The sequence below is a fragment of the Paractinoplanes ferrugineus genome, assembly GCF_016862195.1.
GTDB classification, from domain to species: domain Bacteria; phylum Actinomycetota; class Actinomycetes; order Mycobacteriales; family Micromonosporaceae; genus Actinoplanes; species Actinoplanes ferrugineus.
Genome location: NZ_BOMM01000070.1, coordinates 47,283 through 70,404 on the forward strand (window position 1 = coordinate 47,283; position 23,122 = coordinate 70,404).

Below are 23,122 nucleotides of genomic sequence, written 5' to 3' on the forward strand. Positions count from 1 at the left end.
TCCGGGTGATCCTCGCGGCCGGTGATGCTGCGCAGTGCGTCTGCGGTCAGGTCACCGCTGTCCTGGATGACAGAGTCACCCAGGACAGCGGCCGCACCTGCTGACATCTCCGGCTCAGGCGCTGCCGTTCTCGCTCTGCAGTGCCGCCCACCATCGCAGGCTGCCGGCGTCGACGAGGGTGACGCCGGCCTGGGCCGCGGTGTGCAGCACCGGATCCGGGACGGTTCCCGGGACCACCATCATGCTCACCTCACCCCGGCGTGCCTGGCGCACCATGTCGGCGAAACGGTGCACGTCGGCCGGCTCCAGCCGGGACGGGTCGTGGTGGCAGCGCATCAGCCACCGCCGCCCGTCCGCGCCGACCCCGACCACATCCGTGCCGAGCAGACCCATGGAGGCGGTGACCGTCACCTTTCGCCAGCCACCCGCGCGCATCAGCGCGGCGACGCGATCAGCGAGCTGCCTGCTCACGCCGCCGCCGATAATCAGAAGTCGTCGTCAAAGCTGACGCTTCCGGTCACGCCGACCTGGTAGGCCGAGACGCGGCGCTCGAAGAAGTTCGACAGCTCCTGAACGTCCTGCAGCTCCATGAAGGCGAACGGGTTCTTGCTGCCGTACATCGGCTCGATACCCAGCACGCCCAGCCGCCGGTCGGCCACGTGCTGGAGATATTCGCGCATGTCACCGAGCGACATGCCGGAGACGCCCTGTTCGAGGATGTCGGCGGCGAACTGCACCTCGCACTCGACGGCCTCGGCCAGCATGTCGCGGACCTGCTGCTCCATCTCGGCGTCGAACAGGTCCGGCTCCTCCTGACGCACCTGGTCGACCACGTCGAACGCGAACGCCATGTGCATGCTCTCGTCGCGGAACACCCAGTTGGTCCCGGACGCGAGCCCGTTGAGCAAGCCCCGTGAGCGCAGGAAGTAGACGTAGGCGAAGGCGCCGTAGAAGAACAGGCCCTCGATGCAGGCGGCGAAGCAGATGACGTTGAGCAGGAACGCCCGCCGGTCCTCGCGGGTCCTCAGTTCGCGCAGTTCGTAGATCGAGTCGATCCACTTGAAGCAGAACTCGGCCTTACGGGCGATCGACGGGATGTTCTCGACGGCGGAGAAGGCCTCCGTGCGCTCGTCGAGATCGGGAACGTAGGTGTCGAGCAGGTTCAGGTAGAACTGGACGTGCACGGCCTCCTCGAACAGCTGACGCGAGAGGTAGAGCCGCCCTTCGGGCGAGTTGACGTGCTGATAGAGGTTGAGCACCAGGTTGTTGGCCACGATCGTGTCACCGGTGGCGAAGAACGCCACCAGCCGCGACACGAGGTGCTGCTCGGCCGGTGACAAGCGCTGCAGGTCAGCGAGGTCGCCGTGCAGGTCGACCTCCTCGACGGTCCAGGTGTTCTTGATGGCGTCCTTGAACCGGTCGAAGAAGTGCGGGTAGCGCATCGGCCGCAACGTCAGGTCCATGCCGGGGTCGAGCAGCATCTGCTGCCTGGTCGCAGCGGGCGCGGTGCGGGGTTCGGGAATGGTGGTCACTGGCAGGCCTCACAGGATTCGGGGTTTTCCAGGGAGCAGGCCAGCGCTTCCTCATCGGAGATCGCCGCGACCGGCGCGACGACGACCGGAGCGGTGACGACCGGGGTCCTGGCAGTCGAAGTCACCGCGACCGTGGCCTGCTGGATGCGCGTCGCCGGGCGCGAGCGCAGGTAGTACGAGGTTTTCAGGCCGGCCTTCCACGCGTACAGATACATCGAGGAGACCTTGCCGATGGTCGGTGCGCTCATGAACAGGTTCAGCGACTGCGACTGGTCGATGTACGGGGCGCGGGCCGCCGCGAGCTCGATCAGCGCCTTCTGCGGCAGCTCCCACGCCGTGCGGAACACCTCGCGCACGTCGGCCGGCAGTTCGGCGATGCCCTGCACCGAGCCCTCGGCCCGCTTGATCTGCTCGCGGATCGCGGCGGTCCACAGACCACGGGCCTTGAGCTCCCGGACGAGATAGGTGTTGATCTGCAGGAACTCGCCGGACATGGTCTCGCGCTTGAACAGGTTGGACACCTGCGGCTCGATGCACTCGTAGCAGCCGGCGATCGAGGCAATCGTGGCGGTCGGGGCGATCGCGATCAGCAGCGAGTTCCGCAGGCCGGTCGCCGCGACGCGCTCCTTCAGGGCACTCCACCGCCCGGTCTGCGAGGGCGTGGCCCCCCACAGCTCGTGGTGCAGGTCGCCCTTGGCCGCGCGGGTCTCGGCGTAGGCCGGGTGCGGGCCGAATTGCTCGGCCAACGCGGCTGAGGCTTCGAGCGCGGTCAGGAAGATCTCCTCCTGGACGCGGGTCGACAGCTCCTTCGCCTGGTCGGAGTCGAACGGCAGCCCCAGCACGAAGAACGCGTCCTGCAGCCCCATCAGCCCCAGGCCCACCGGCCGCCAGCGCGGATTCGACGCGGCGGCCTGCTCCGACGGGTAGAAGTTGATGTCGATGACCCGGTCGAGGAACACCACCGCGGTGCGGACCGTGGTGCGCAGCTTTTCCCAGTCGACGCCGCCGTCGGCCAGGTGCGCGCCCAGGTTGATCGAGCCGAGGTTGCACACCGCCGTCTCGTCGTCGGAGTTGACCTCGAGGATCTCGGTGCACAGGTTCGACAGGTGGATCGTGTTGCCCGGCTCGCCGGTCTGGTTGGACAGCTTGTTCGACTGGTCCTTGAACGTCATCCAGCCGTTGCCGGTCTGGGCCAGGGTGCGCATCATCCGGCCGTACAGGTCGCGGGCCTTGACCGTCTTGACGGCCTTCTTCTCGGCCGCCCGGTAGGCCTGGTCGAACGCGTCGCCGAACAGGTCGGGCAGCTCGGGCACCTCGGACGGGTCGATCAGCGACCAGTCGCCGTCGGCCTCGACCCGGCGCATGAACTCGTCCGGGATCCAGTTGGCCAGATTCAGATTATGGGTACGCCGGGAGTCCTCGCCGGTGTTGTCGCGCAGCTCAAGGAATTCCTCGATGTCGGGGTGCCACGGCTCCAGGTAGACACACGCCGCACCCTTGCGCCGGCCGCCCTGGTTGACCGCCGCCACCCCCGCGTCGAGAGTCTTGAGGAACGGGACGATGCCGTTGGACCTGCCGTTGGTGCCCCGGATCAGCGCGCCCCGGCCCCGGACCCGCGACCACGAGATGCCGATGCCGCCGGAGAACTTCGACAGCTTGGCGACCTGGTGGTACCGCTCGTAGATCGAGTCCAGCTCGTCCTTCGGCGAGTCCACGAGGAAGCACGACGACATCTGCGTGTGGCTCGTACCCGAGTTGAACAGGGTCGGCGAGCTGGGCAGATAGGCCAGGCTCGACATCAGCCGGTAGAAGCCGATCGCCTCGGTCGGTGTCTCCGACAAACCACACGCGACCCGCAACAGCCAGTACTGCGGGGTCTCGAGCACCGTGCGCTCCTGCGGGTGGCGCAGCAGATAACGGTCAGCCACGGTCCGCAGCCCGAAGTACTCGAACCGCAGGTTCTGGTCCTCGTCCACCGCGTCGTCGAGCTTGCGGGCGTTGCGGGCCACGAACTCGGCGGTCGCATCGCTGATCAGGCCCTGCTGGTAGGCGTAGCGGATCGACTGGCTGAAGCTCGCCACCCCCTGCAGGCGAACCTCCTTGTCGACGTACGCGGCCAGCAGGCGCGCGGCGAGCCGGGAGTACTGCGGCTCCTCGCCGATCAGCTCGGCCGCCGTCTGGATCGAGAGCTTGTCGAGCTCGGCGGTGGTCGCGCCGTCATAGAGCCCGCTGATCGTCTTGGTCGCGACCCGCAGCGGGTCCACCTCGTCGAGATCGGCGACCCACCGCTCGACCGCCTTGACGATCTTGTTGACGTCGACCGTCTCCAGGTCGCCGTTGCGCTTGCGCACCTGCATACCGTGCCGGCGCTGATCCGGCACGGAAGTCTTGTCCTGCGTGACCGTCATGTCCCCCTCTTTCACGCCGAGACCCCAAGGTCGTCGGGCGCGCAGGGAGACGCCACCGGGCGCAGAATGCCCCCAGCTCGATGGCGTCAGCCGTCCCACGCGGCCTTCGACCGCACACCCGGCCGGGGTGCGGCGCGCTGGCAGGTCTTCGGACTCGTGGGCGTCGGACACGCTCCTACTGGCCGTCGCTTCCCAGACCCGGGTGGGGTCCAGTGCTTCATGACGGCGGTCGTTCCCACTTACCGCTGCGGGGCAGTCCCGGATTCACACCGGGTTCCCTGTTGCCTCGACCACCGTGGAGCGATGATCGAACCAGCTGCGATCAACACCATATGTGGGCAAGGGTCGACGCAGGCAACACCAGATGGTGTGTCGGGCGTGTCGCGTCTCTCCGTCACATACATTCCACCCGATAGTGACTGCGCCCATCAGGCGGCCGCCTCGCCGGCCAGGGCGTCGCGCAGGGCCAGCCGGTGCCGGCGGCGGATCTCCGCCTGCCGGAACGCCCGGTGGTCGTCCTCGGTCTCGGGCGCGAGCAGGGGCACCGTACGGGGCTTGCCGTCGTCGTCGACAGCGACCATCACCAGGTGCGAGGTGACGACGGTGGTGGCCGGGACGGCCCGGTCCCAGCGATCGGCGGTGACCCTGACCGCGACTTCCATCGAGCTGCGTCCGGCCCAGGTGATCCGGGCGTGCACGTGGACGACGTCCCCGACGCGTACGGCCTGCAGGAAGGCGGTCTCGTCGATGGCCGCGGTGACCGCGGGCCCGTCGGAGTGCCGGGCCGCGACGACGCCGGCGACCGAGTCGATGAGGTTGAGGATGCGCCCGCCGTGCACTGTGCCCATCAGGTTGGTGTGGTGCTGATCCATGATCTGCGACAGCGTCATCTCGGAGGCCGCGGGCGGTCGCGCAGGCTGGGTCATGCAGGTGGCGTCCGTTCCGGGTCGGCCGGCCCGGCGGGCGTGGTCGGGCACGGCGCAACCCGTGCCGGAGAGCCCACCCGCGAGGCCGACGGCAACGCACACGCCGACCGTGTGCGTGGCGCAGGCAGGTATCCGGACTCGTGCGGTCCCTTCACCGAGGGGCCGTGCTCACCGTTGCGGGGCAGTCCCGGACTCCCACCGGGTTCCCTCTTGCGTCGCCGCCTCGGTCAGAGGGGGCGAACCAGCGCTGCCCCGATGGTAGCCACCGTCGCCGGTCATGGGCGGCCGGACTGTCGTCCCGAGCACCAGACTCTGTTGCGAAGTATTGGCAGGAGCCAACTGCTGTCAATATGCTGCCGCTGACCGGGCCTCAAGGGCCGGGAAGGCCTGGGGAGGGCTTCGATGGATGTAGTGGCGATGCACATCGCCAACGGGATCATCAGTGGTCCCGTTTCGGTGATCTTCATAGTGATAGCGGTGGCCGCGCTCGCGTTCTGTGTGGTGAAGGCGCGCGCCGACCTGGACGACCGGCTGGCGCCGATGGCCGGGCTGGTGGCGGCGTTCATCTTCGCCGTGCAGATGCTGAATTTCCAGGTGCTGCCGGGTGTCTCGGGGCACCTGCTGGGCGGCACGCTCGCGGTGATCCTGGTCGGGCCGTGGGTGGGTGCGCTCTGCGTCTCGACCGTGCTGATCGTGCAGTGCCTGCTGTTCGCCGACGGTGGGCTGACGGCGATCGGCCTGAACATCACCAACATGGCCTTGCTCGGCACGGCGGCCGGCTATCTGCTGGTCGCGGCGTTGCTGCGCATCCTGCCGAAGACGCCCACAAGTCTGGGCGCGGTCGCGTTCATCGCTTCGGTCGTGTCGGTGGTGGTGGCCTCGCAGGGCTTCGTGCTCGAGTACGCGCTGGGTGGCACGACAGCGCTGTCGCTGCCGTTGATCTCGGGCACGATGGCCGGCACGCACGTGCTGATCGGTATCGGTGAGGGCCTGATCGCGGCGACCACGGTCGTCACCGTGGCCAGGGTCCGGCCCGATCTGGTGTACGCCCTGCGCCGTTTCCGTAAGCCCGTCACGACCAGCGGGATCGGAGCGACCGCGTGAGCCGGCGTCTGGGTTGGTTCATCGCCGGCGGCCTGCTCGTGGCCCTGCTGCTCGCCGGTGTGGTCAGTAATTTCGCGTCCGGCAGCCCGGACGGGCTGGACGCCACCGCTCGGGAGGGCTGCACCTTCAACGCCGATGACGAGATCACCGGCGGCACGTGCATGCTGCAGCAGGAGGGCGAGCACCAGATGGGTGACAGCCCGCTGGCCGACTACGGCGTCCGCGGCGTGGACAACAGCTTCCTGTCGACTGCCCTCGCCGGCACGGCCGGGGTGCTGATCACCTTCGCCGTGGGCGCGGGGGCCTTCTGGTTGGTGCGCCGCCGCGATCAGAAAGTTTGATCGCCCCACCTTGTTGCATCAGTATGGCAATTGCTAGAAGATGGCAGATGGAACGGGTGTTGCGTGGCCGTGACCCGTCGTTCCGTGACTGAGGGCGTTCCGTTGCGATGATCCAGCATGCGGGGCGCCCTCAGGTCACGCAGCGGTGCACTTCTCGCACAGGCCGGTGAGTGTGACGCTACTGCTGTCGAACGTGAAGCCGGTGGCGGCCGTGGCGGAGGCGAGCGCCGGCGCGATCGCCGCGGCCGGGATCTCGGCCTCGTTGCCGCAGTGGGAGCAGATGGCGTGGTGGTGCGGGAGGTCGGCCATGCCGTATCGGGCCTCGCCCTGGCGGCCGAGGATGTGCACGACGTGTTCGTCGGCCAGCGCGAGCAGGATCCGGTGCACGGTCGACCGGTCGATCTGCGGGAACCGGGCGCTGACCTGGTCATGGGCCTGCTGCACGGACAGGTGCTCGTCGGTGGCGAGCAATGCCTCGACGACCGCGCCCTTCGCGACGGTCCAGCGACGCCCGGCCGCGCGCACCTGGTCGCGGACCGCGCTCAGCCTGTCCAGTTGCCGTGCCCCTACCACGATCCACCTCACGTTCTGTTCGCCGGCCGGGCCCAACGGTAGCGCTCGACCGTCGCAGCCGGCTCACGGCCACTCCGCAGGAAGCAGGTGCCACCGGCATGATCGCTATCCGCCCGGTCTCCGCCGCGCAACTGTGCGACCTGCAGGACCGCCTCGAGCCGGTCTACCGGCAGTGCTTCTCCGCCCCGCCGTGGAACGAGACAGACGAGGAGATCGCGGACTACCCCGCCCGGCTGGCCCGCCACACCGGCCACCCCGGGTCGTACGGCTTCGTGGCTGAGGAGGGCGCGGAGCTCGCCGGGGCGATCTACGGCTGGCCTGCCCCGGCGTGTCTTCCCGAGGCGAGCGCGTTCGATCTGGCCGTCCGCGACGCGGTGTCCCCGGCGGTCGCGGCGCTGCTGGTCGCTCCGGCCGTGGTGGTGGCCGAGCTGATGGTCGCTCCCGCGTTCCACCGCCGCGGCATCGGCCGCACGTTGCTGGCGGAGTACGTGGCGGGCCGTTCCCGGGCCTGGCTGGCCACCCATCCCGGGGCGGGTGCGGTCGCCCTCTACGAGAGCGAAGGCTGGGTCCGGCGGGCCGCCTACGTGGCGTCCGGTACGCCGCTGGTCCTCTACACCTACCAAGCGTCGCCGCCGCGGGATACGCCCGCGCTGCCGGCCCCGGGCCAAGGATCCGCGTGCGGGCCCGTCCGCCGACGCTCGGCGACGCGGCCGAATCGCCGCCCGCCGTCCCGGCCCGTCTAGGACCGGGCCGTCGGCGGAGCCAGGACACCCACTCGTCGATCGGCCCGCGGCGTCACGCGACGGGCGGGCGCTACATCACACGCGCCCGGTGATCAGGTACTGCGTCTGCACCTCGTGATTCGGGGCGACGCCGTACTTCTGATCGAGCTCCAGGATCGAGGTGAGCGGGGTGACCGTCACTTCGGTGAGACCGGCCCTCTCCAGCACGGCGGCGGTCTGATTGATCGAGGTGGCGGTGGCCAGGGGGAGAGCCGCCCACACCTCGGCATCGTAGAAGTCGGTGCCGCCCTCTGGGAACCAGGTGCTGTCCACCACGGCGACAGTGCCGCCGGGGCGCAGCAACCGGATCCAGTCGGCCACCGCCGTCTCCGGCTCGCGCAGGGTCCACATGACATAGCGTCCGGTCACCGCATCGAAGCTGTCGTCCGGGAACTCGGGGCTTACGGCGTCACCGAGCCGGAATTCCGGGGCCGGGTAAGCCGATCGGGCCTGGGCCAGCATGCCCTCGGACAGGTCGATGCCGATCACCCGGTGGCCGAGGCCGGCCAGGACACCCGCGACCTGGCCGCTGCCGGTGCCGACGTCGAGCACATCGGCAGGCCCGGCCGGTAGGGCGGAACTCCAGATCTGCGACCACGCCCGGGTGTCGTCGGCCAGCCGGTCGGGCCGGCGCTGGTACTCCGCGTAGGTGGGGGCCCGGCCGGTCCAGTAGGTGTTGATGCGCTCCTGTGCGGTCATGCGACGGTCTCCTCCAGGGGCTGGAACAACAGGTGCAGGTGTCCGTCGAGGTCGAGCCGCTTGATGCCGATGCCGTAGACGGGCTCGAGGATGGCCGGGTCGAGGACCTCGTCGACCGGGCCGGCGGCGGCCACCCCGCCCGTGCCGAGCAGGACGAGGTCGTCGCAGTAGCGGGCGGCCAGGTTGAGGTCGTGCAGCACGACCACTGAACAGGTGCCCAGACCGCGGACCAGGGCCAGAACCTCGTGCTGGTAGCGGATGTCGAGGTGGTTGGTCGGTTCGTCGAGCAGCAGGTGGGTGGCCTGCTGGGCCAGCGCCCGGGCGATCAGCACCCGCTGGCGCTCTCCGCCCGACAGGCCGCCGAAGGCGCGCGGCCCGAGGTGGGTGGCGCCGACCCGGGCCAGGCACCGGGCGGCGATCTCGTGGTCGGCGCGGCCGGTGCGCTGGAACGTCGACAGGTGCGGGCCCCGGCCGAGCAAGACCATCTCGGCCACCGTCAGGGCCGTTTCGCCGCCGGTCTCCTGTACCACCACGGCCATCCGCAGCGCGGCCTCGCGCGGGCTGAGCGCGGTCAAAGCGGAGCCGTCCACCGTGACCGAGCCGGTGGGACTGCGCAGGGCGCCGTACAGCAACCGCAACAGGGTGGTCTTACCGCTGCCGTTCGGGCCGATCAGACCCAGGACCCGGCCCGGTTGGGCGGTGACGCTGACCCCGTCGATCACGGGGTTGGCGCCGTAGCGCCAGGACACCCCGTGGGCCTTGATCACGCGCCCGCCTTGAACCGCTCGACGATCTTCTCCAAGCCGTCGATCGACAGCGGTGAGGGTGGCTCGGTGAAGTTGAACAGCTGCGGCATCACGTTCTTGTTCTGGACAGCTTTGAGTTTCTCGGCGCCGGGCAGCCCGGTCAGAGCCTGTTCCACCTTGGCCGGGTCGCCGTCGCTGTAGAGCAGGATCAGCACGTCGGGGTTGCGGCCGAGCAGTTCCTCCAGGGTGACCTCGAAGACGCGTTCCTTGCTGTCGCCGAACACGTTCTTGAAGCCGGCCGCCTCCAACTGCGGGTGCGCCATGCTCGTCGACCCGTACGCGTAGGTGACGCCGCCGCCGACGGTCGGGTACAGCACCGCCGCCGTACGTCCGTTCCCGTCGCTCTTGATCTTGGTCATGCGGTCCTTGAGAGCGGTGACCGCGGTGGCCGCCTCAGCGGTGCGGCCGAACACCTTTCCGTACGTCTGCATCTGCCGGTAGATGTCGTCGAAGCTCGGCACCGCGGTGTTGTTCTCACACAACGCGGGCTCCTCCAGGAGCGGGATGTCCACCGCGGAGAGCGTGTCACGGGACAGGTTGTCGACCTCGCCGAACACCAGGTCGGGCTGCTGGCTGATGACGACCTCTTTGGAGATCTGCAGGTGGCCGCTGGTGTCGGTCTTGTCGGTCAGCAGCGGGATCTTGTCGAGCTCGGCCAGCGTCGCCGCGTCGTAGTACGCCTTCGGGTACTGCCCGGCGCGGGCGGTGACCCGGTCCAGCACGCCGAGGTCGTGCAAGTAGGGGACGGCGGCGCTCTTGAGCAGCACGGTCCGCTCGGGGGCTTTGTCGAAGGTGACGTCGACGCCGCAGTTGGTGACCGTCACCGGATAGCCGGCACCGGCCGCGGCCTCACTGTCGTCTGCCGCCGCGCCGCAGCCGGCGACCAGCAGCAGGGTGGCGAACCAGAAAGCCTTCTTCATGGGCGAACCTCTCAGGAACCGGTGGCGTGCAGGCGGCGGATCAGGATCAGCAGGAAGGGGGCACCGAGCAGCGCGGTGATGATGCCGATCGGGATCTCCTGCGGGGCCAGCAGGACGCGGGCGATGACGTCGGCCCAGATCAGCAGGATCGCGCCGAGCAGGGCGGCAACCGGCACGACGCGGACATGGGTCGCGCCGACCAGCCGGCGGGCCAGGTGCGGCACGACGAGCCCCACGAAGCCGATGCTGCCGGACGCGGAGACGAGCACGCCGACGCAGAGCGACACGATGACCAGCAGCCGCATCCGGAACCGGTCGGGGGACAGGCCGAGGGTGTGGGCGGTCTCGTCGCCGATGGCCAGGGCGTCCAGCTTGCGGCCGACGACCGTCAGGTAGAGCGTGGTGCCGCCGATCACCAGGGTGGCCACGGTCAGCAACGCGTCCCACCGGGCGAGGCCCAGAGAGCCGAGCAGCCAGAACATCACCGACCGGGCGCCTTCGGCCGAGCCGGACGCGAAGATGAGGAAGCTGGTCGTCGCATACAGCGCATAGCCGACGGCGACTCCGGACAGCAGCAGCCGGATCGAGGTGACCCGTCCGCCGCTGCGGGCGATCAGGAAGACCAGCAGGGAGGCGGCCAGCGCGCCGAGGAAGGCGCTGGTCGACAGGGCGTACTGGCCGAACCCGGCGCCCGCTCCGAACAGGATGGCGGCGGCGGCGCCGCTGGAGGCGCCCGAGTTGATGCCCAGCAGGTAGGGATCGGCGAGCACGTTACGCACCATGGCCTGCAGGGCGACGCCGCTGACGGCCAGACCCGCGCCGACCAGGACGCCGAGCAGTACCCGGGGCAGCCGGACCTGCCAGACGATCGCTTCCTGGGGCGGCGTCCAGGTGGTCTCACCCAGGCCGAAGAGCTGGTGGACGATGATCCGGGCGACGGTGGCCGGGGCGATCGCGATCGCCCCCGTGCCGACCGCGACCACGCCGGTGACCACCAGGCCCAGGGTCAGCACGGACAACCAGAACGCGGTTCGCCGGCGCTGTGCGCCGACTCCCAGCACGTCGTGCTCCCGAACCTCCGAGAGGACGGTGGACACCCATGACCCCCAAACACCTCGTCATGGCTATTGCCAAGACATGGCAAGAACGTAACAGGGTGATCGGTCAGGGGTACAGGGCTCGATTCTGTGGCGATTCACTCAGCCGGTGCGGGCGGGCCGCTGAGCGCCGCGGCGGCGATGTGCAGACTCAGCTCTTGCACCAGCTCGTCCATGCTCTGATCGGTCTGCGCGCGCAGAATGCTCAGGGCCAGCTGGGCCAGCAGTTCGAAGGCGCGGGTGCGGGCCTGTTCGTCGGGGAAGGCGGCCAGCAGTTCCTGGGCGCCGGCGAGGTCACCGCGGTGTTTGGCCGCGATGACCCCGGCGGCGCGCTGGGCGCCGGCGAAGACAGATGCCGCGTCGGCGTCGCTCATCGCCGTTACGGTGCGACGATGAGCGGGTTGCCGGCCGCGCGGGCGGCGTCGAACCGCTTGGTGACATCAGCCCAGTTGACCAGGTCCCACAGGCGGTCGACGTAGTCCGGGCGCACGTTCTTGTACTGCAGGTAGTAGGCGTGCTCCCAGGCGTCGAAGGCCAGGATCGGGGTCGAGCCCTGACCGACGTTGCCGTGGTGGTCGTAGACCTGCTCCACGATCAGGCGCTGCGACAGGGGCTCCCAGGCCAGGATGCCCCAGCCCGAGCCCTGCACGCCCTTGGTGGCGGTGGACAGCTGCCCGGCGAACGCCTCGAAGGATCCGAAGTGTTCCTCGATGGCCGCGGACAGGTCACCGTCGGGGCGGTCACCGCCGTCCGGCGACAGGTTGTTCCAGAAGATCGAGTGCAGGACGTGGCCGGACAGGTTGAACGCGAGCGTCTTCTCCAGGCCGACCAGGGTGGTGAAGTCGCCCTTGTCGCGGGCCTCGGCGAGCTGGTCGAGGGTGTCGTTGCTGCCCTTGACGTACGCGGCGTGGTGCTTGGAGTGGTGCAGTTCGAGGATCTGGCCACTCATGGCGGGCTCGAGTGCGCCGTAGTCGTAGGGCATGTCGGGAAGCGTGTAGATAGCCATTCTCAACCTTCCACTTGCCGGTCCTTAGCTGTTGCCCTCATCTTGCAACACCAACCGAATGGCATGTGGGTAAGGCTGCCCTGTCTCACACCGTGGCAGTGGGATCACGCGGGCCGGAGCGCAGGTGGGTGCGGATCCACCCGGCGGCGGCGGTGGCGCCGGGGTCGTCCGTCAGGGACTGGAAGATCGTCGGGAGGTCTCCGCGGCGGGTGCGGGCATCGCGATCCATGACCGTCAGGTCGGCGCCGACGTGCGGAGCCAGGTCGGTCTTGTTGATGACGAGCAGGTCGGCGGTGGTGACACCCGGGCCGCCCTTGCGGGGCACCTTGTCCCCGCCGGCCACGTCCACCACGAAGATCTGCCGGTCGATCAGGCCTTTGCTGAAGGTGGCGGTGAGGTTGTCCCCGCCGCTCTCCACCAGGATCAGGTCGAGCGGGCCGAGGGTGGTCTCGAGTTCCTCGATGGCGTCCAGGTTGGCCGAGATGTCGTCGCGGATCGCGGTGTGCGGGCAGCAGCCGGTCTCGACCGCACGGACCCGGTCGGCGGGCAGCACGCCGTTGCGCAGCAGGAAGTCGGCGTCCTCGGTGGTGTAGATGTCGTTGGTCACGACGGCGAGCCGCACCTCGGCGGCGAGCGTGCGGCAGAGCGCCGCGACCAGGGCGGTTTTTCCGGAACCGACCGGGCCGCCGATCCCCACGCGGAGCGCCCGCCGGCCCGCGCCGAGGGGCTCGTGCGGGTCGGAGTCGGGATGCGGGTGCGAGTGCGGGACCTCGCCGGGCTCGTGTCCGTGGATCTCGGTGGTCATGGGCTTCTCTCTGGTCCGGCCGGTGGAATCAGGGCGCTGGTCAGGGTCAGTGTGGGATGCATGGCCAGGTCGAGCGGACTCGGTGGCCGGCCGGCTCGGGCGAGCAAATCGCCGACCGCGGCGATCATGGCGCCGTTGTCGGTGCACAGTCGCGGTGTGGGAACGCGCAGCCGGATGTCGGCGGCGGCGCATCGCTGGGCGGTGAGCGAGCGGACGCGGCTGTTCGCGGCGACGCCACCGACCATCAGAAGCGTGTCGCAGGCGTATTGCCGGCCGGCGGCGACAGCCTTGCGCGACAGCGTGTCGGCCACGGCTTCCTGGAACGAGGCGGCGACGTCGGCGACCGGCAGCGGCCCGGTGTGCCGTTCGACCCAGCGGGCGACGGCGGTTTTCAGGCCGGAGAACGAGAACGCGTACGGGTCGTCGCGGGCACCGGTCAGCGGCCGCGGGAACGCGATCGCTTCGGGGTCGCCGTCGAGGGCGGCGCGGTCGATCGCCGGGCCGCCGGGGTAGGGCAGGCCGAGCAGCCGGGCGACCTTGTCGAAGGCCTCGCCGGCCGCGTCGTCGAGCGTGTCACCGAGGTGCACGACGGGGTCGCGGGCGAGGTCGCCGAGCAGTAGCAGCGAGGTGTGCCCGCCCGAGACGATCAAGGCTACGCAGCGCTCGGGCAGGGGGCCGTGTTCCAGGGTGTCGACCGCGGCATGACCCGCGAGGTGGTGCACCCCGTAGAGCGGCACCCCGAGAGACAATGCGTAGGCCTTGCCGGCGGCCAAGCCGACCTGCACCGCCGAGGCCAGGCCGGGCCCGGCCGTGACCGCCACCACGTCGACGTCCGCCAGCCGAACCCCGGCGTGGTCGACGGCGTGGCGCACCATCGACGGGAGCGCCTCCAGATGGGCACGGGCGGCGATCTCCGGCACGACCCCTCCGAACCGGGCGTGTTCGTCCATGCTGGACGCCAGCGCGTCACCCAGCAGTACTCCGTCGCGGACCAGGCCGACGCCGGTCTCGTCGCACGAGGTCTCGATTCCGAGTACCAAGGCCATGGTCAGCGTCTCAGCCGGTGTCGCCCGGCTCGGGTCATGGGCATTGTTGCATGGTAGTAGCTGTTGCACATCAATGGCAGCTAGGCTGGCGGGGTGAAATCGGCGGATGTCATGACCGGCCAGGAACGTCAACGCCGGCTGCATCGGATACGCGACCGGGTTCGCCGCCGGGGGCGGCGCTGGACGGTGGCCAAGGCCGCCCTCGTCGAGGAACTGCTCGGCGCCTCCGGGCACCTGTCGGCCCGCGAGCTGCACGAAGCCATGACTGCTCAGCACCCGCAGATGGATCACTCCACGGTCTACCGGGCGCTGCACATCCTGGCCGAGGACGGCATCGTGCACTCTCTGGGCGGCCCGGGCCACACTCTCTTCGGCCTGGCCGACGAGCCGCACCATCACGTCGTCTGTGGCGTCTGCGGCAGCGTCGCCGAGATCCCCGCCGGCGACCTCGGTGACCTGGTGGCGGCGGCCGAGTCCCGCACCGGCTACAGCTTCTCCGCCCAGAGTCTGACTCTCGCCGGTCGCTGCGTCGCCTGCGCCGGCTAACACACCCCGGCGCCGACGCCCGGGTGCCCGGCGCTCTCGGCGAGCAGCTTCCTGCGCTGCTTGACCGGCAGCCGGTCGACGTAGAGCAGTCCGTCGAGGTGGTCGCTCTCGTGCTGCAGGCACCGGGCGAGCAGTCCGGTGCCGTCGATACGGACCGGCCGGCCGCCCAGGTCGAGACCGGTGACGTACGCCGCCGCGGGTCTCGGAACGGACGCGTGCGGGCCGGGGACCGAAAGGCAGCCCTCGGTGTCGTCGTCCAGGTCCCGGCTCCCCGGCAGGTGCAGCACGGGGTTGACGACGTGGGCGACCACCGGGGTGCCGGTGGCGTCAGGGCAGTCGACGACGAACACGCGCGCGTCCACGCCGATCTGGTTCGCGGCCAGGCCGACCCCGTGAGCCGCCGCCATGCTGGCGAACATGTCGGCCACCAGCTGGGCCAGGTCGTCGTCGAACGAGGTCACCGTCGTGCAGCGCCGGTGCAGCACCGGGTTGCCGTAGCGGGTGATCGGTCGTGGGGTACCGGAATGCGTCTGCACAGTCGCCAATACTATGTAACTGCAATCAGGCGGCAATAAGGGGTGCGTTTATGCGGACGGCAGAGATCAAGCGGCGATTCCTGGCGCACTTCGAGACCCACGGGCACACCGTCGTGCCGAGTGCCCCGTTGCCGGCCGTCGACGACCCCAACCTGTTGTTCGTCGCGGCCGGGATGGTGCAGTTCGTCCCGTACTTCCTCGGCCACCGCACGCCGCCCTACCGGACGGCCACCTCGGTGCAGAAGTGCATCCGCACACCGGACATCGACGAGGTCGGCAAGACCTCGCGGCACGGCACGTTCTTCCAGATGAACGGCAACTTCTCGTTCGGCGACTACTTCAAAGAAGGCGCGATCAAGCTCGCCTGGGAGCTGTCGACCACGTCGCCGGCCGAGGGCGGCTACGGGCTGGACCCGGAGCGGATCTGGGCGACGGTCTACCTCGACGATGACGAGGCGTACGACCTGTGGCTCAGGACCGGCGTGCCGGTGGAACGGATCGTGCGGCGCGGCCGCAGCGACAACTTCTGGTCGATGGGCATTCCCGGCCCGGCCGGGCCGTGCTCGGAGCTCTACTACGACCGCGGTCCCGGCTACGGCGCGCCCGGCGGGCCGGAGGTGGACGAGGACCGCTACCTGGAGTTCTGGAATCTCGTCTTCATGCAGAACGAGATCGCCGACGTCGCGTCGAAAGAGGACTTCCGGATCGTCGGGGAACTGCCGGCCAAGAACATCGACACCGGCATGGGCCTGGAACGGATGGCCTCGATCCTGCAGGGCGTCGACAATCTCTACGAGATCGACGAGGTCCGCCCGATCCTGGCCCGGGCGGCCGAGCTGACCGGCAAGCAGTACGGCGCGCGTTCCGGGCCCGCCGCCTCGCAGAGCCACCCCGACGACGTGCGGCTGCGGGTCGTCGCCGACCACGTGCGGACCGCGCTGATGCTGATCGGCGACGGCGTCACGCCGTCCAACGAGGGCCGCGGCTACGTGCTGCGCCGGATCGTGCGCCGCGCCATCCGCTCGATGCGGCTGCTCGGCTGGCACGACACGGCCCTGCCGGAGCTGCTACCCGTCGCCCGCGACTGCATGGCCCCGTCGTACCCGGAACTCGCCACCGACTTCGACCGGATCGCCTCCTCCGCGTACGGCGAGGAAGAGACGTTCCTCGGCACGCTACGTGCCGGCACGACCATCCTGGACACCGCTATCGCCGAGACCAAGCAGGCCGGCCGCTCCGCGCTGTCCGGAGCCCAGGCGTTCCAGCTGCACGACACGTACGGCTTCCCGATCGACCTGACCCTGGAGATCGCCGACGAGCAGGGTCTGGACGTGGACGCCGACGGCTTCCGGGCGCTGATGGCCGAGCAGCGCGCCCGGGCCAAGGCCGACGCGAAGGCCCGCAAGACCGGTCACGCGGATCTGTCGGCCTACCGGGCGGTGCTCGACGGCCACGGGCCCACCGACTGGCTGGCCCACGAGACCCTGGAAACCGCGTCGAAGGTGCTCGCGATCTGGGCCGGCGGCGTGCCCGCCGGACATGCCGGCGCCGGTGACATCGTCACGGTCGCGCTGGACCGCACCCCGTTCTATGCCGAAAGCGGCGGCCAGGACTCCGATGCGGGCATGCTCACCGGCTCCAGCCTGCACGCCGAGGTGGTCGACGTGCAACGCCCGGTCGAGGGTCTGGTCGCGCACACCGTCCGGATCCTCGACGGCGGTCTCGCCGTCGGTGACACCGTGCACGCCGCCGTCGACCCCGACTGGCGCACCGGGGCCCGGCAGGCCCATTCCGGTACGCACGTCGTGCACGCCGCCCTGCGTCAGGTGCTCGGCCCGACCGCTTTGCAGTCCGGCTCGTACAACCGGCCCGGCTATCTGCGCCTGGACTTCGCCTGGCGTGGCGGGCTGTCCGATGCCACCCGCAGCGAGGTCGAGGAGGCCGCCAATCTGGCGATCCGCCGCGACCTGCCGGTCGGCGTGCGTCACCTGCCGCTCGAGCAGGCCCGCGTCGAAGGCGCCCTGGCCCTGTTCGGCGAGACCTACGACGAGACCGTCCGGGTCGTCGAGATCGGCGGCGACTGGTCCCGCGAGCTGTGCGGCGGCACCCACGTCGACCGGTCCGCCCAGATCGGCTCCCTGGCCCTCACCAGCGAGTCGTCGGTCGGCGCCGGCCAGCGCCGCGTCGAGGCCGTCACCGGCATCGAGGCGTTCCGCTACCTGGCCCGCGAACGCGACCTCGTCGGCCGGCTCGCCGCCCAGCTCAAGGCCCGCCCGGCGGACCTGCCCGACCGGGTGACCGCGATGATGGCCCGGATGAAGCAGGTCGAACGGGAAGCCCACGACCTGCGGGACCGGATCGTCGACCTCGACGCGACCGACTTCGCCACCCACGCCGTCGACCTCGGCGGCACCGCCTACGTCGGCGTCACCACCACCGGCGACGGCAGGCGCCTGGCCGAGAAGGTCCGCGACCGTCTCGGCAACCGGCCCGGCGTCGTCGGTGTCATCGCCGGGGCCGGCATCGTCGTCACCGTCACACCCGCCGGGCTCGAGCGCGGTCTGTCTGCCGCCGATCTGATCAAACACCTGCTGGCCGGTCGCGGCGGCGGCAGCGCCGCGCTCGCCCAGGGCAAGGCCACCGGAGACCCGGCCGAGCTGCTCACCCGGCTGCGGGACCTGACCAGCGGATCCTGAGTCCCGAGGCGGCGGCGCTGCCGGCGATCATGCAGCGCGCCGCCGGGATCGTCGCGGCCCGGCAGCGCCGCCGCCTCAGTCGCCCGGTGCCAGATCGGCCGACCAGCGCTGCTCGATGCGCCCGAACCGCCAGACCGCGATCGCCACGACCCAGGCGATCACGAACAGCGCCACGATGCCGTAGCCGGCGTAGTCGAGGGGGATGGCACCGATCGCGGCCAGCGGCCCGGAGGTGATGTGCGCCTGCTCGTCGAGCACCCCGATCAGCTCGACCGTACCGATGATCAACGCGACTGCGACCGAGATCGACGTGATGGTGATGTTGTAGAAGACCTTGCGGACAGGCTTGGCGAACGCCCACCCGTAGGCGGCGTTCATGAACACACCGTCGATCGTGTCCATCAGGCACATCCCGGCGGCGAACAGGATCGGCAGCACCAGGATCGAGTAGAACGGCAGGTTGAACGCTGCCGCGCCGCCGGCCAGGACGAGCAGGCCGACCTCGGTGGCGGTGTCGAAGCCCAGGCCGAACAGCACCCCGATCGGGTAGATGTGCCATGGTCTGCGGACCGACTTGGTGAGACCGCCGAGGAACCGGTTCATGAACCCGCGCTTGTTGAGTTGGTCCTCCAACCGCTGTTCGTCGAAGCGGCCGCGTCGCATCGCGCGGAAGACCCGGATGATGCCGAGCAGCACCACCAGATTGAGGATGCCGAGGATCCACAGGAACACCCCGGACACCGACGCGCCGATCACACCGGTGATCGAGTGCAGTCCGGACCCGTCGTCCTCGACCGGCCCGGCCAGGGCTTTCACTCCGGCCGCGAGCAGGAACGCCAGCGCGAAGACGATCGTGGAGTGGCCGAGGGAGAACCAGAAGCCGACGGACAGGGGTTTGCGGTCGGTGTCCTGCATGAGTTTGCGGGTGGTGTTGTCGACCGCCGCGATGTGGTCGGCGTCGAACGCGTGCCGCAGCCCGAAGGTGTAGGCCAGCACACCGACGCCGACGGTGAAGACCGGATGGTCCCCGCCGAGGTGGAAATGCCGGGGCACGACCAGCCCGAACAGGATGCCGAAACCGGTGACGTGCAGGAGAACGATGAATCCGGCCATGCCGGCGAGCGAACGCCGGTCGCCCGGGGTGAGGCTTTGCCGGAACCGCGACAATCGGGTGTCGACCATGCCGGGCCTGCTTCCAGATGAGGTAGCTGTATCAAGCAGGAAAGTACCATCCCGGCGGTCGGTCGCCCGGCCGCTGCGCGGCTTGTTGCAACTTCATGGCAATAAGGGCACGCTGTCCGGGTGGGTGCTGCGGCGGGCTTCAGGCACGGCCACCTCTGGGAACTTCCGGACGGCACCGGCCTGCACGCCAGGCCGGGCGAGTTGACCGTCGAGGACGCGACCGGCCGGCTGTGCTGCCATTTGTGCGGCCGCTGGTACACGTCGCTGGGCTCGCACGTCCGCGCGCACGGCTACACCGCGGAGAGCTACCGCGCCGCCATGGATCTGTACGCCGGAGAGCCCCTGATCGCTCGTACCCTGTCCGCGTCGATCCGGGACCGGCAGGCCGGCCGCTACCACCGCTCCGAGGAACTGCGTGAGGTTTTCGCCGCGGGAGCGGCCAGGCTGCGCGGCCGTGCCCGTGACGTCCGGTCCCGGCCCGAGCCCGCCCAGCGTGTCAACCGGCGCCGCGCCGCGTTGGAGGCGGGCCGCAGGACTGTCGCCACACGGCGTGCGCAGGAGCTTGCCGCCCGTCTGGGCGACATGACACTCGCCGAATACCTCCGCTCGGCGTACGCCGACGGGGCCAGTATGGAAACCCTTGCCGCCGTGACCGGCCTGGGCCGTGTCCGCCTGCGCGCCGCCCTCGACGACGCCGGTGTCGCGGTGCGCCCCGTCGGTACCAACACCCCGGAAGGGCGCCGGTCCCGCGCCCTGTCCGCCGACCGCGCCGCCGCTGAGCGCGTCGGCACCGATGATCTACCCACTTGGCTGGCGGATCGGCACACCGCGGGGTGGTCCCTGGTCCGGCTCGCTGCAGCGGTCGGTCACAGCACGCACTGGGTGCGGTGGAGGCTCGAAAGAAACTCCGCACCGGTCCTCCGACACCTCGGATGACCACGGCCGCCGGCCGGAATATCCGAAACAACTGCCTGATGATCGCAACTGCATCATAGTTGCAAGAGCAGACGCGGCCATCGGCCGCAGCCCATAAGCGAAGTCTGCTCCCGGAGTCTCCTTCGCCGCTCTCGCCTGCCTGATTGAGGATGCCGAGGCCGACTCCCTGCGCCCGCTGCCCGCGGACATTCCCGCATCGTCATCACGTCAGGGAGCACACGTGTTCGGAACCAAGCTCGTCAAAGAAATGATCAGCCGCAGCGCCGAGAACGGTGCCGACCGGCGCCGCTTCCTGCAGAGCGCCGGTGCCATGGGTCTCGGGGTCCTGGGCGGCAGCGTGCTCGCCGCCCCCGCCTTCGCCGCTCCGGACACCGCGGACGGCACCACCGACGAGGCCGGTGCCGCAGCCGCCCCGAGCGACGGGGCAGTTCTCAACTTCGCGCTGAACCTCGAATACCTCGAAGCAGAGTTCTACCTGCACGCCGTCAACGGCGAAGGGCTGGCCGACACCTTCACCACCGGCAAAGGCACCCGGGGCGGAGTCACCGGCGGTCGGGCGGTCAAGTTCGACACCCCCGCGATCCGCCAGTACGCCCAGGAGATCGCCAACGACGAACGCGCCCACGTCAACTTCCTGCGCGGCGCGCTGGGCAAGTCCGCGGTGTCCCGGCCGGCCATCGACATCCGCGACAGCTTCACCGCCGCCGCCCGCGCCGCCGGCGTCGTCGGTGCGACCGAGACCTTCGACCCGTACGCCAACGAGAACAACTTCCTGCTCGCGGCGTACCTGTTCGAGGACGTCGGCGTCACCGCGTACAAGGGTGCGGCCCCGCTGATCACCAACAAGACCTACCTGGAAGCCGCCGCCGGGATCCTCGCCGTCGAGGCCTACCACGCCGCGACCATCCGTACGTCGCTGTTCGAGAAGGACCTGGCCCCGGTTGTAGCGAAGCTGTCCGCCGCGCGGGACTCGCTGGACGGCAAGACCGACATCGACCAGGGTCTCACCGCCTACGGGCGGGCCAACATCAACCCGACGAACAAGAGCGGCATCGCCTACAGCCGCACCCCGGGACAGGTCCTCAACATCGTGTACCTGAACCCCGGCAAGGTCAGCAGGGGCGGCTTCTACCCCAAGGGCCTCAACGGCGACGTCCGCGTCTCCGGCTGACCGATCGGTCGAGGTCCGCCCCGTGCTGCGGGGCGGACCTCGCAGCCCCGAGGATGGAATCCGTTCGTGACACAGACTTCGCAGCAGGCACACCTTGACCGACTGCCGGCGGCGCCGAGCAGACTGAGAGTCGCCGCGGCGCTGGGACCGGCGTTCGTCGCGGCCATCGCCTACCTCGACCCCGGCAATTTCGCCACCAACTTCGCCGGTGGCTCCAGCACCGGCTACCGGCTCGTCTGGGTCGTGGTGCTGGCCAACGTCGTGGCCATGCCCATCCAGTACCTGGCGGCCAAGCTCGGCATCGTCACCGGCCGTAGCCTGCCGCAACTGTGCCGCGAGACGATGCCCCGCCGCACCAGGTGGTTCATGTGGGGGCAGGCGGAGATCGTCGCCATGGCCACCGACCTGGCCGAGTTCGTCGGCGCCGCGATCGGGCTCAACCTGCTGTTCGACATGCCGCTGCCGGTCGCCGCCGGCGTCACCGTGGTGCTGGCCTACGCCGTGCTGGCCTTCCAGCGTCGTGGCCACCGCCCGTTCGAACTGGCCGTCGGATCGATGCTCGCGCTGATCTGCATCGGGTTCCTCTATCTGACCCTGCGCATCCCGCCCTCGGCCACCGAGGTCCTCAACGGCCTGGTGCCGAGCTTCGCCGGGTCACAGACCCTGCTGCTCGCCGTCGGCATCATCGGCGCCACCGTCATGCCACACGCCATCTACCTGCACTCCGGGCTGATGAGCAGCCGGATGCCGAGTTCCGGAGTCGAACCCCCGAAACGGCTGCTGCACTTCGCCCGCATCGACATCGGCATCGCGATGGGCATCGCCGGGCTCGTCAACCTCAGCATGCTGGTGGTCGCGGCCAAGCTGTTCTACCAGGGTGGCGATTCCGCCCCGATCGGCCTCGACGAGGTGCACAGCCGGCTGGCCGAGACCGTGGGCGGCAGCGTGGCTCTGGCCTTCGCCGCCGCGCTGCTGGCCTCCGGCATCTCGTCCTCCAGCGTCGGCACGGCCGCGGGACAGATCATCATGGACGGCTTCCTGAACCTGCGCATTCCGATCTGGCTGCGCCGCGCGATCACCATGGCACCCGCTGTCATCCTGCTGACCTCCGGCATCGACCCGACCAAGGCGCTCGTCCTCAGCCAGGTGGCGTTGTCGTTCGGCATCCCGTTCGCGCTCGGCGCTCTGCTGTGGCTCACCAGTCGGCGCCGCATCATGGGCGACCACGTCAACACCCCGGCCATGACGGCGGGCATGCTTCTGGTGGTGGCCGTGCTCAGTGGCCTGAACCTGATGCTGCTGGGCCAGCAGATCGCCGGTTGGCTCGGCGGTTAGGGAGCTCAGGGTCGGCGCGGGGCCTCTTGACTGTCGTCGGGCACTGATCGGGTGGGTCCGCCATCGCGCTGGACATGCGATGGTCGAACGGGCTGCACCCGTCATCGGTGTCCGCGATGCAGGTTCGTGATGCCTACCTCGACATCGGTGGACGAAGTTCGCAGCACGCGACGCCACGCGGTGGTGGCGACCTGGACGGCGTCCCAGGGGCTGCCGAGCGGTGGGGTGTAGGAGAGGTCGAGGTCGGCGATGCCGTCGACGGTGGCGCCGTAGCTGATGGCGGTGGCGTACGTGTCGACCCGTTTGGCGATCTCCGCGTCGCGGGCTCCGAGAAGTTGGGCGCCGAGCAGCCGCCCGGTGCGGCGGTCGCCGGTGATGCGCAGGTGCACGGGTGTGGCGCCGGGGTAGTAGGCCTTGTGGTCGTCGGCGGTGGTTGCCACGGTGACCGGGTCGAAGCCTGCCTGGCGGGCGGCGGCGTCGCGCAGGCCGGTGCCGGCGGCGACGAGGTCGAAGACTGTGACGGCTGACGCTGTATCGCGTGCTGGGGGAGCGGATGCGGGCTGTCGGTAGGAGCCAGCGGACGGTCGGAGGATCCTCCTCCCGACCTTGCCTCGGCGGCGCGGTGACCGTCGCTGGCCGATGGCGGAGACTGCGGGATGTGACCGTAGGGTCGAG

The 23,122-nt window shown here is 69.8% G+C and carries 24 protein-coding genes and 2 riboswitches; of the genes, 8 read left to right on the plus strand and 16 right to left on the minus strand.

The features are described from left to right. Positions 1-114: 114 nt before the first annotated feature. The 4 genes from Afe05nite_RS37180 to Afe05nite_RS37195 form a co-directional block, all read right to left on the minus strand. The gene (locus Afe05nite_RS37180) at positions 115-471 is read right to left on the minus strand and encodes a restriction endonuclease (RefSeq protein WP_203822007.1); all 357 of its coding nucleotides are present in this window, start codon (positions 469-471) and stop codon (positions 115-117) included. A gap of 14 nt (positions 472-485) precedes the next feature. Beyond that, a complete protein-coding gene (locus Afe05nite_RS37185) occupies positions 486-1,532 on the minus strand; it encodes a ribonucleotide-diphosphate reductase subunit beta (RefSeq protein WP_203822008.1) in 1,047 nt (348 codons plus the stop codon). Next, the gene (locus tag Afe05nite_RS37190; protein WP_203822009.1) at positions 1,529-3,940 is read right to left on the minus strand and encodes a ribonucleoside-diphosphate reductase subunit alpha; all 2,412 of its coding nucleotides are present in this window, start codon (positions 3,938-3,940) and stop codon (positions 1,529-1,531) included. Before Afe05nite_RS37190 ends, Afe05nite_RS37185 begins: the two co-directional genes overlap by 4 nt. A gap of 122 nt (positions 3,941-4,062) precedes the next feature. After that, a riboswitch (cobalamin riboswitch) is annotated at positions 4,063-4,272 on the minus strand. Between the two features lie 96 nt (positions 4,273-4,368). Then, a complete protein-coding gene (locus tag Afe05nite_RS37195; RefSeq protein WP_203822010.1) occupies positions 4,369-4,866 on the minus strand; it encodes an acyl-CoA thioesterase in 498 nt (165 codons plus the stop codon). Positions 4,867-4,972: 106 nt separating this feature from the next. After that, a riboswitch (cobalamin riboswitch) is annotated at positions 4,973-5,127 on the minus strand. Positions 5,128-5,268: 141 nt separating this feature from the next. On the opposite strand from Afe05nite_RS37195, the gene Afe05nite_RS37200 reads away from it, so the two are divergent. Both Afe05nite_RS37200 and Afe05nite_RS37205 read left to right on the plus strand, forming a co-directional pair. Further along, complete coding sequence (locus tag Afe05nite_RS37200) at positions 5,269-5,970, plus strand: energy-coupling factor ABC transporter permease (protein WP_203822011.1); 702 nt, start codon at positions 5,269-5,271, stop codon at positions 5,968-5,970. Continuing rightward, on the plus strand, positions 5,967-6,311 hold the full coding sequence (locus Afe05nite_RS37205; RefSeq protein WP_203822012.1) for a PDGLE domain-containing protein: 345 nt from the start codon (positions 5,967-5,969) through the stop codon (positions 6,309-6,311). Before Afe05nite_RS37200 ends, Afe05nite_RS37205 begins: the two co-directional genes overlap by 4 nt. Before the next feature lie 135 nt (positions 6,312-6,446). On the opposite strand, the gene Afe05nite_RS37210 is transcribed toward Afe05nite_RS37205, so the two are convergent. After that, on the minus strand, positions 6,447-6,884 hold the full coding sequence (locus Afe05nite_RS37210; RefSeq protein ID WP_203822013.1) for a Fur family transcriptional regulator: 438 nt from the start codon (positions 6,882-6,884) through the stop codon (positions 6,447-6,449). A gap of 98 nt (positions 6,885-6,982) precedes the next feature. Between Afe05nite_RS37210 and Afe05nite_RS37215 the strand changes: the two genes are divergently transcribed. Further along, positions 6,983-7,627, plus strand: coding sequence for a GNAT family N-acetyltransferase (locus Afe05nite_RS37215; RefSeq protein WP_203822014.1), 645 nt, complete (start codon positions 6,983-6,985; stop codon positions 7,625-7,627). Between the two features lie 75 nt (positions 7,628-7,702). On the opposite strand, the gene Afe05nite_RS37220 is transcribed toward Afe05nite_RS37215, so the two are convergent. From Afe05nite_RS37220 to tsaD, 8 genes are all read right to left on the minus strand, one after another. Next, a complete protein-coding gene (locus Afe05nite_RS37220) occupies positions 7,703-8,365 on the minus strand; it encodes a class I SAM-dependent methyltransferase (protein WP_203822015.1) in 663 nt (220 codons plus the stop codon). After that, positions 8,362-9,132: an ABC transporter ATP-binding protein gene (locus Afe05nite_RS37225; protein ID WP_203822016.1), complete on the minus strand. Its 771-nt coding sequence runs from the start codon at positions 9,130-9,132 to the stop codon at positions 8,362-8,364. The genes Afe05nite_RS37220 and Afe05nite_RS37225 overlap by 4 nt, the downstream gene beginning before the upstream one ends. Continuing rightward, positions 9,129-10,091 (minus strand): ABC transporter substrate-binding protein, encoded by a 963-nt coding sequence (locus Afe05nite_RS37230; RefSeq protein ID WP_203822017.1) that lies wholly within the window; start codon positions 10,089-10,091, stop codon positions 9,129-9,131. The genes Afe05nite_RS37225 and Afe05nite_RS37230 overlap by 4 nt, the downstream gene beginning before the upstream one ends. 11 nt (positions 10,092-10,102) lie before the next feature. Further along, positions 10,103-11,188 (minus strand): FecCD family ABC transporter permease, encoded by a 1,086-nt coding sequence (locus Afe05nite_RS37235; RefSeq protein WP_203822018.1) that lies wholly within the window; start codon positions 11,186-11,188, stop codon positions 10,103-10,105. Between the two features lie 98 nt (positions 11,189-11,286). Next, positions 11,287-11,562 (minus strand): superoxide dismutase, encoded by a 276-nt coding sequence (locus tag Afe05nite_RS37240; protein ID WP_203822019.1) that lies wholly within the window; start codon positions 11,560-11,562, stop codon positions 11,287-11,289. 5 nt (positions 11,563-11,567) lie between these two features. Next, positions 11,568-12,194 carry a superoxide dismutase gene (locus Afe05nite_RS37245; protein WP_203822020.1) on the minus strand — a complete coding sequence of 209 codons (627 nt, stop codon included), beginning with the start codon at positions 12,192-12,194 and terminating at the stop codon, positions 11,568-11,570. An 85-nt stretch (positions 12,195-12,279) separates the two neighbouring features. Further along, positions 12,280-12,999 (minus strand): urease accessory protein UreG, encoded by a 720-nt coding sequence (gene ureG, locus Afe05nite_RS37250; protein ID WP_203822021.1) that lies wholly within the window; start codon positions 12,997-12,999, stop codon positions 12,280-12,282. After that, a complete protein-coding gene (gene tsaD / locus Afe05nite_RS37255; RefSeq protein ID WP_203822022.1) occupies positions 12,996-14,045 on the minus strand; it encodes a tRNA (adenosine(37)-N6)-threonylcarbamoyltransferase complex transferase subunit TsaD in 1,050 nt (349 codons plus the stop codon). Before tsaD ends, ureG begins: the two co-directional genes overlap by 4 nt. A gap of 93 nt (positions 14,046-14,138) precedes the next feature. Between tsaD and Afe05nite_RS37260 the strand changes: the two genes are divergently transcribed. Further along, positions 14,139-14,591: a Fur family transcriptional regulator gene (locus Afe05nite_RS37260; RefSeq protein WP_203822023.1), complete on the plus strand. Its 453-nt coding sequence runs from the start codon at positions 14,139-14,141 to the stop codon at positions 14,589-14,591. Here the strand turns inward: Afe05nite_RS37260 and def are convergent. Next, complete coding sequence (gene def / locus Afe05nite_RS37265; protein WP_203822024.1) at positions 14,588-15,127, minus strand: peptide deformylase; 540 nt, start codon at positions 15,125-15,127, stop codon at positions 14,588-14,590. The genes Afe05nite_RS37260 and def overlap by 4 nt on opposite strands. Positions 15,128-15,177: 50 nt before the next feature. On the opposite strand from def, the gene alaS reads away from it, so the two are divergent. Next, entirely contained in the window at positions 15,178-17,823 is a 2,646-nt protein-coding gene (alaS, locus tag Afe05nite_RS37270; RefSeq protein ID WP_203822025.1) for an alanine--tRNA ligase, read from the plus strand. A 75-nt stretch (positions 17,824-17,898) separates the two neighbouring features. On the opposite strand, the gene nicT is transcribed toward alaS, so the two are convergent. Continuing rightward, entirely contained in the window at positions 17,899-19,005 is a 1,107-nt protein-coding gene (nicT, locus tag Afe05nite_RS37275; protein ID WP_203822026.1) for a Nickel transporter NicT, read from the minus strand. 120 nt (positions 19,006-19,125) lie between these two features. On the opposite strand from nicT, the gene Afe05nite_RS37280 reads away from it, so the two are divergent. The 3 genes from Afe05nite_RS37280 (at position 19,126) to Afe05nite_RS37290 (ending at position 22,447) form a co-directional block, all read left to right on the plus strand. Next, complete coding sequence (locus Afe05nite_RS37280) at positions 19,126-19,941, plus strand: MucR family transcriptional regulator (protein WP_203822027.1); 816 nt, start codon at positions 19,126-19,128, stop codon at positions 19,939-19,941. Between the two features lie 220 nt (positions 19,942-20,161). Continuing rightward, positions 20,162-21,112 carry a ferritin-like domain-containing protein gene (locus tag Afe05nite_RS37285; RefSeq protein ID WP_239118480.1) on the plus strand — a complete coding sequence of 317 codons (951 nt, stop codon included), beginning with the start codon at positions 20,162-20,164 and terminating at the stop codon, positions 21,110-21,112. 66 nt (positions 21,113-21,178) lie between these two features. Next, the gene (locus Afe05nite_RS37290) at positions 21,179-22,447 is read left to right on the plus strand and encodes an Nramp family divalent metal transporter (RefSeq protein ID WP_239118481.1); all 1,269 of its coding nucleotides are present in this window, start codon (positions 21,179-21,181) and stop codon (positions 22,445-22,447) included. Positions 22,448-22,548: 101 nt separating this feature from the next. On the opposite strand, the gene Afe05nite_RS37295 is transcribed toward Afe05nite_RS37290, so the two are convergent. Continuing rightward, positions 22,549-23,088 (minus strand): oxidoreductase dimerization domain-containing protein, encoded by a 540-nt coding sequence (locus tag Afe05nite_RS37295; protein WP_203822056.1) that lies wholly within the window; start codon positions 23,086-23,088, stop codon positions 22,549-22,551. Positions 23,089-23,122: the final 34 nt, after the last annotated feature.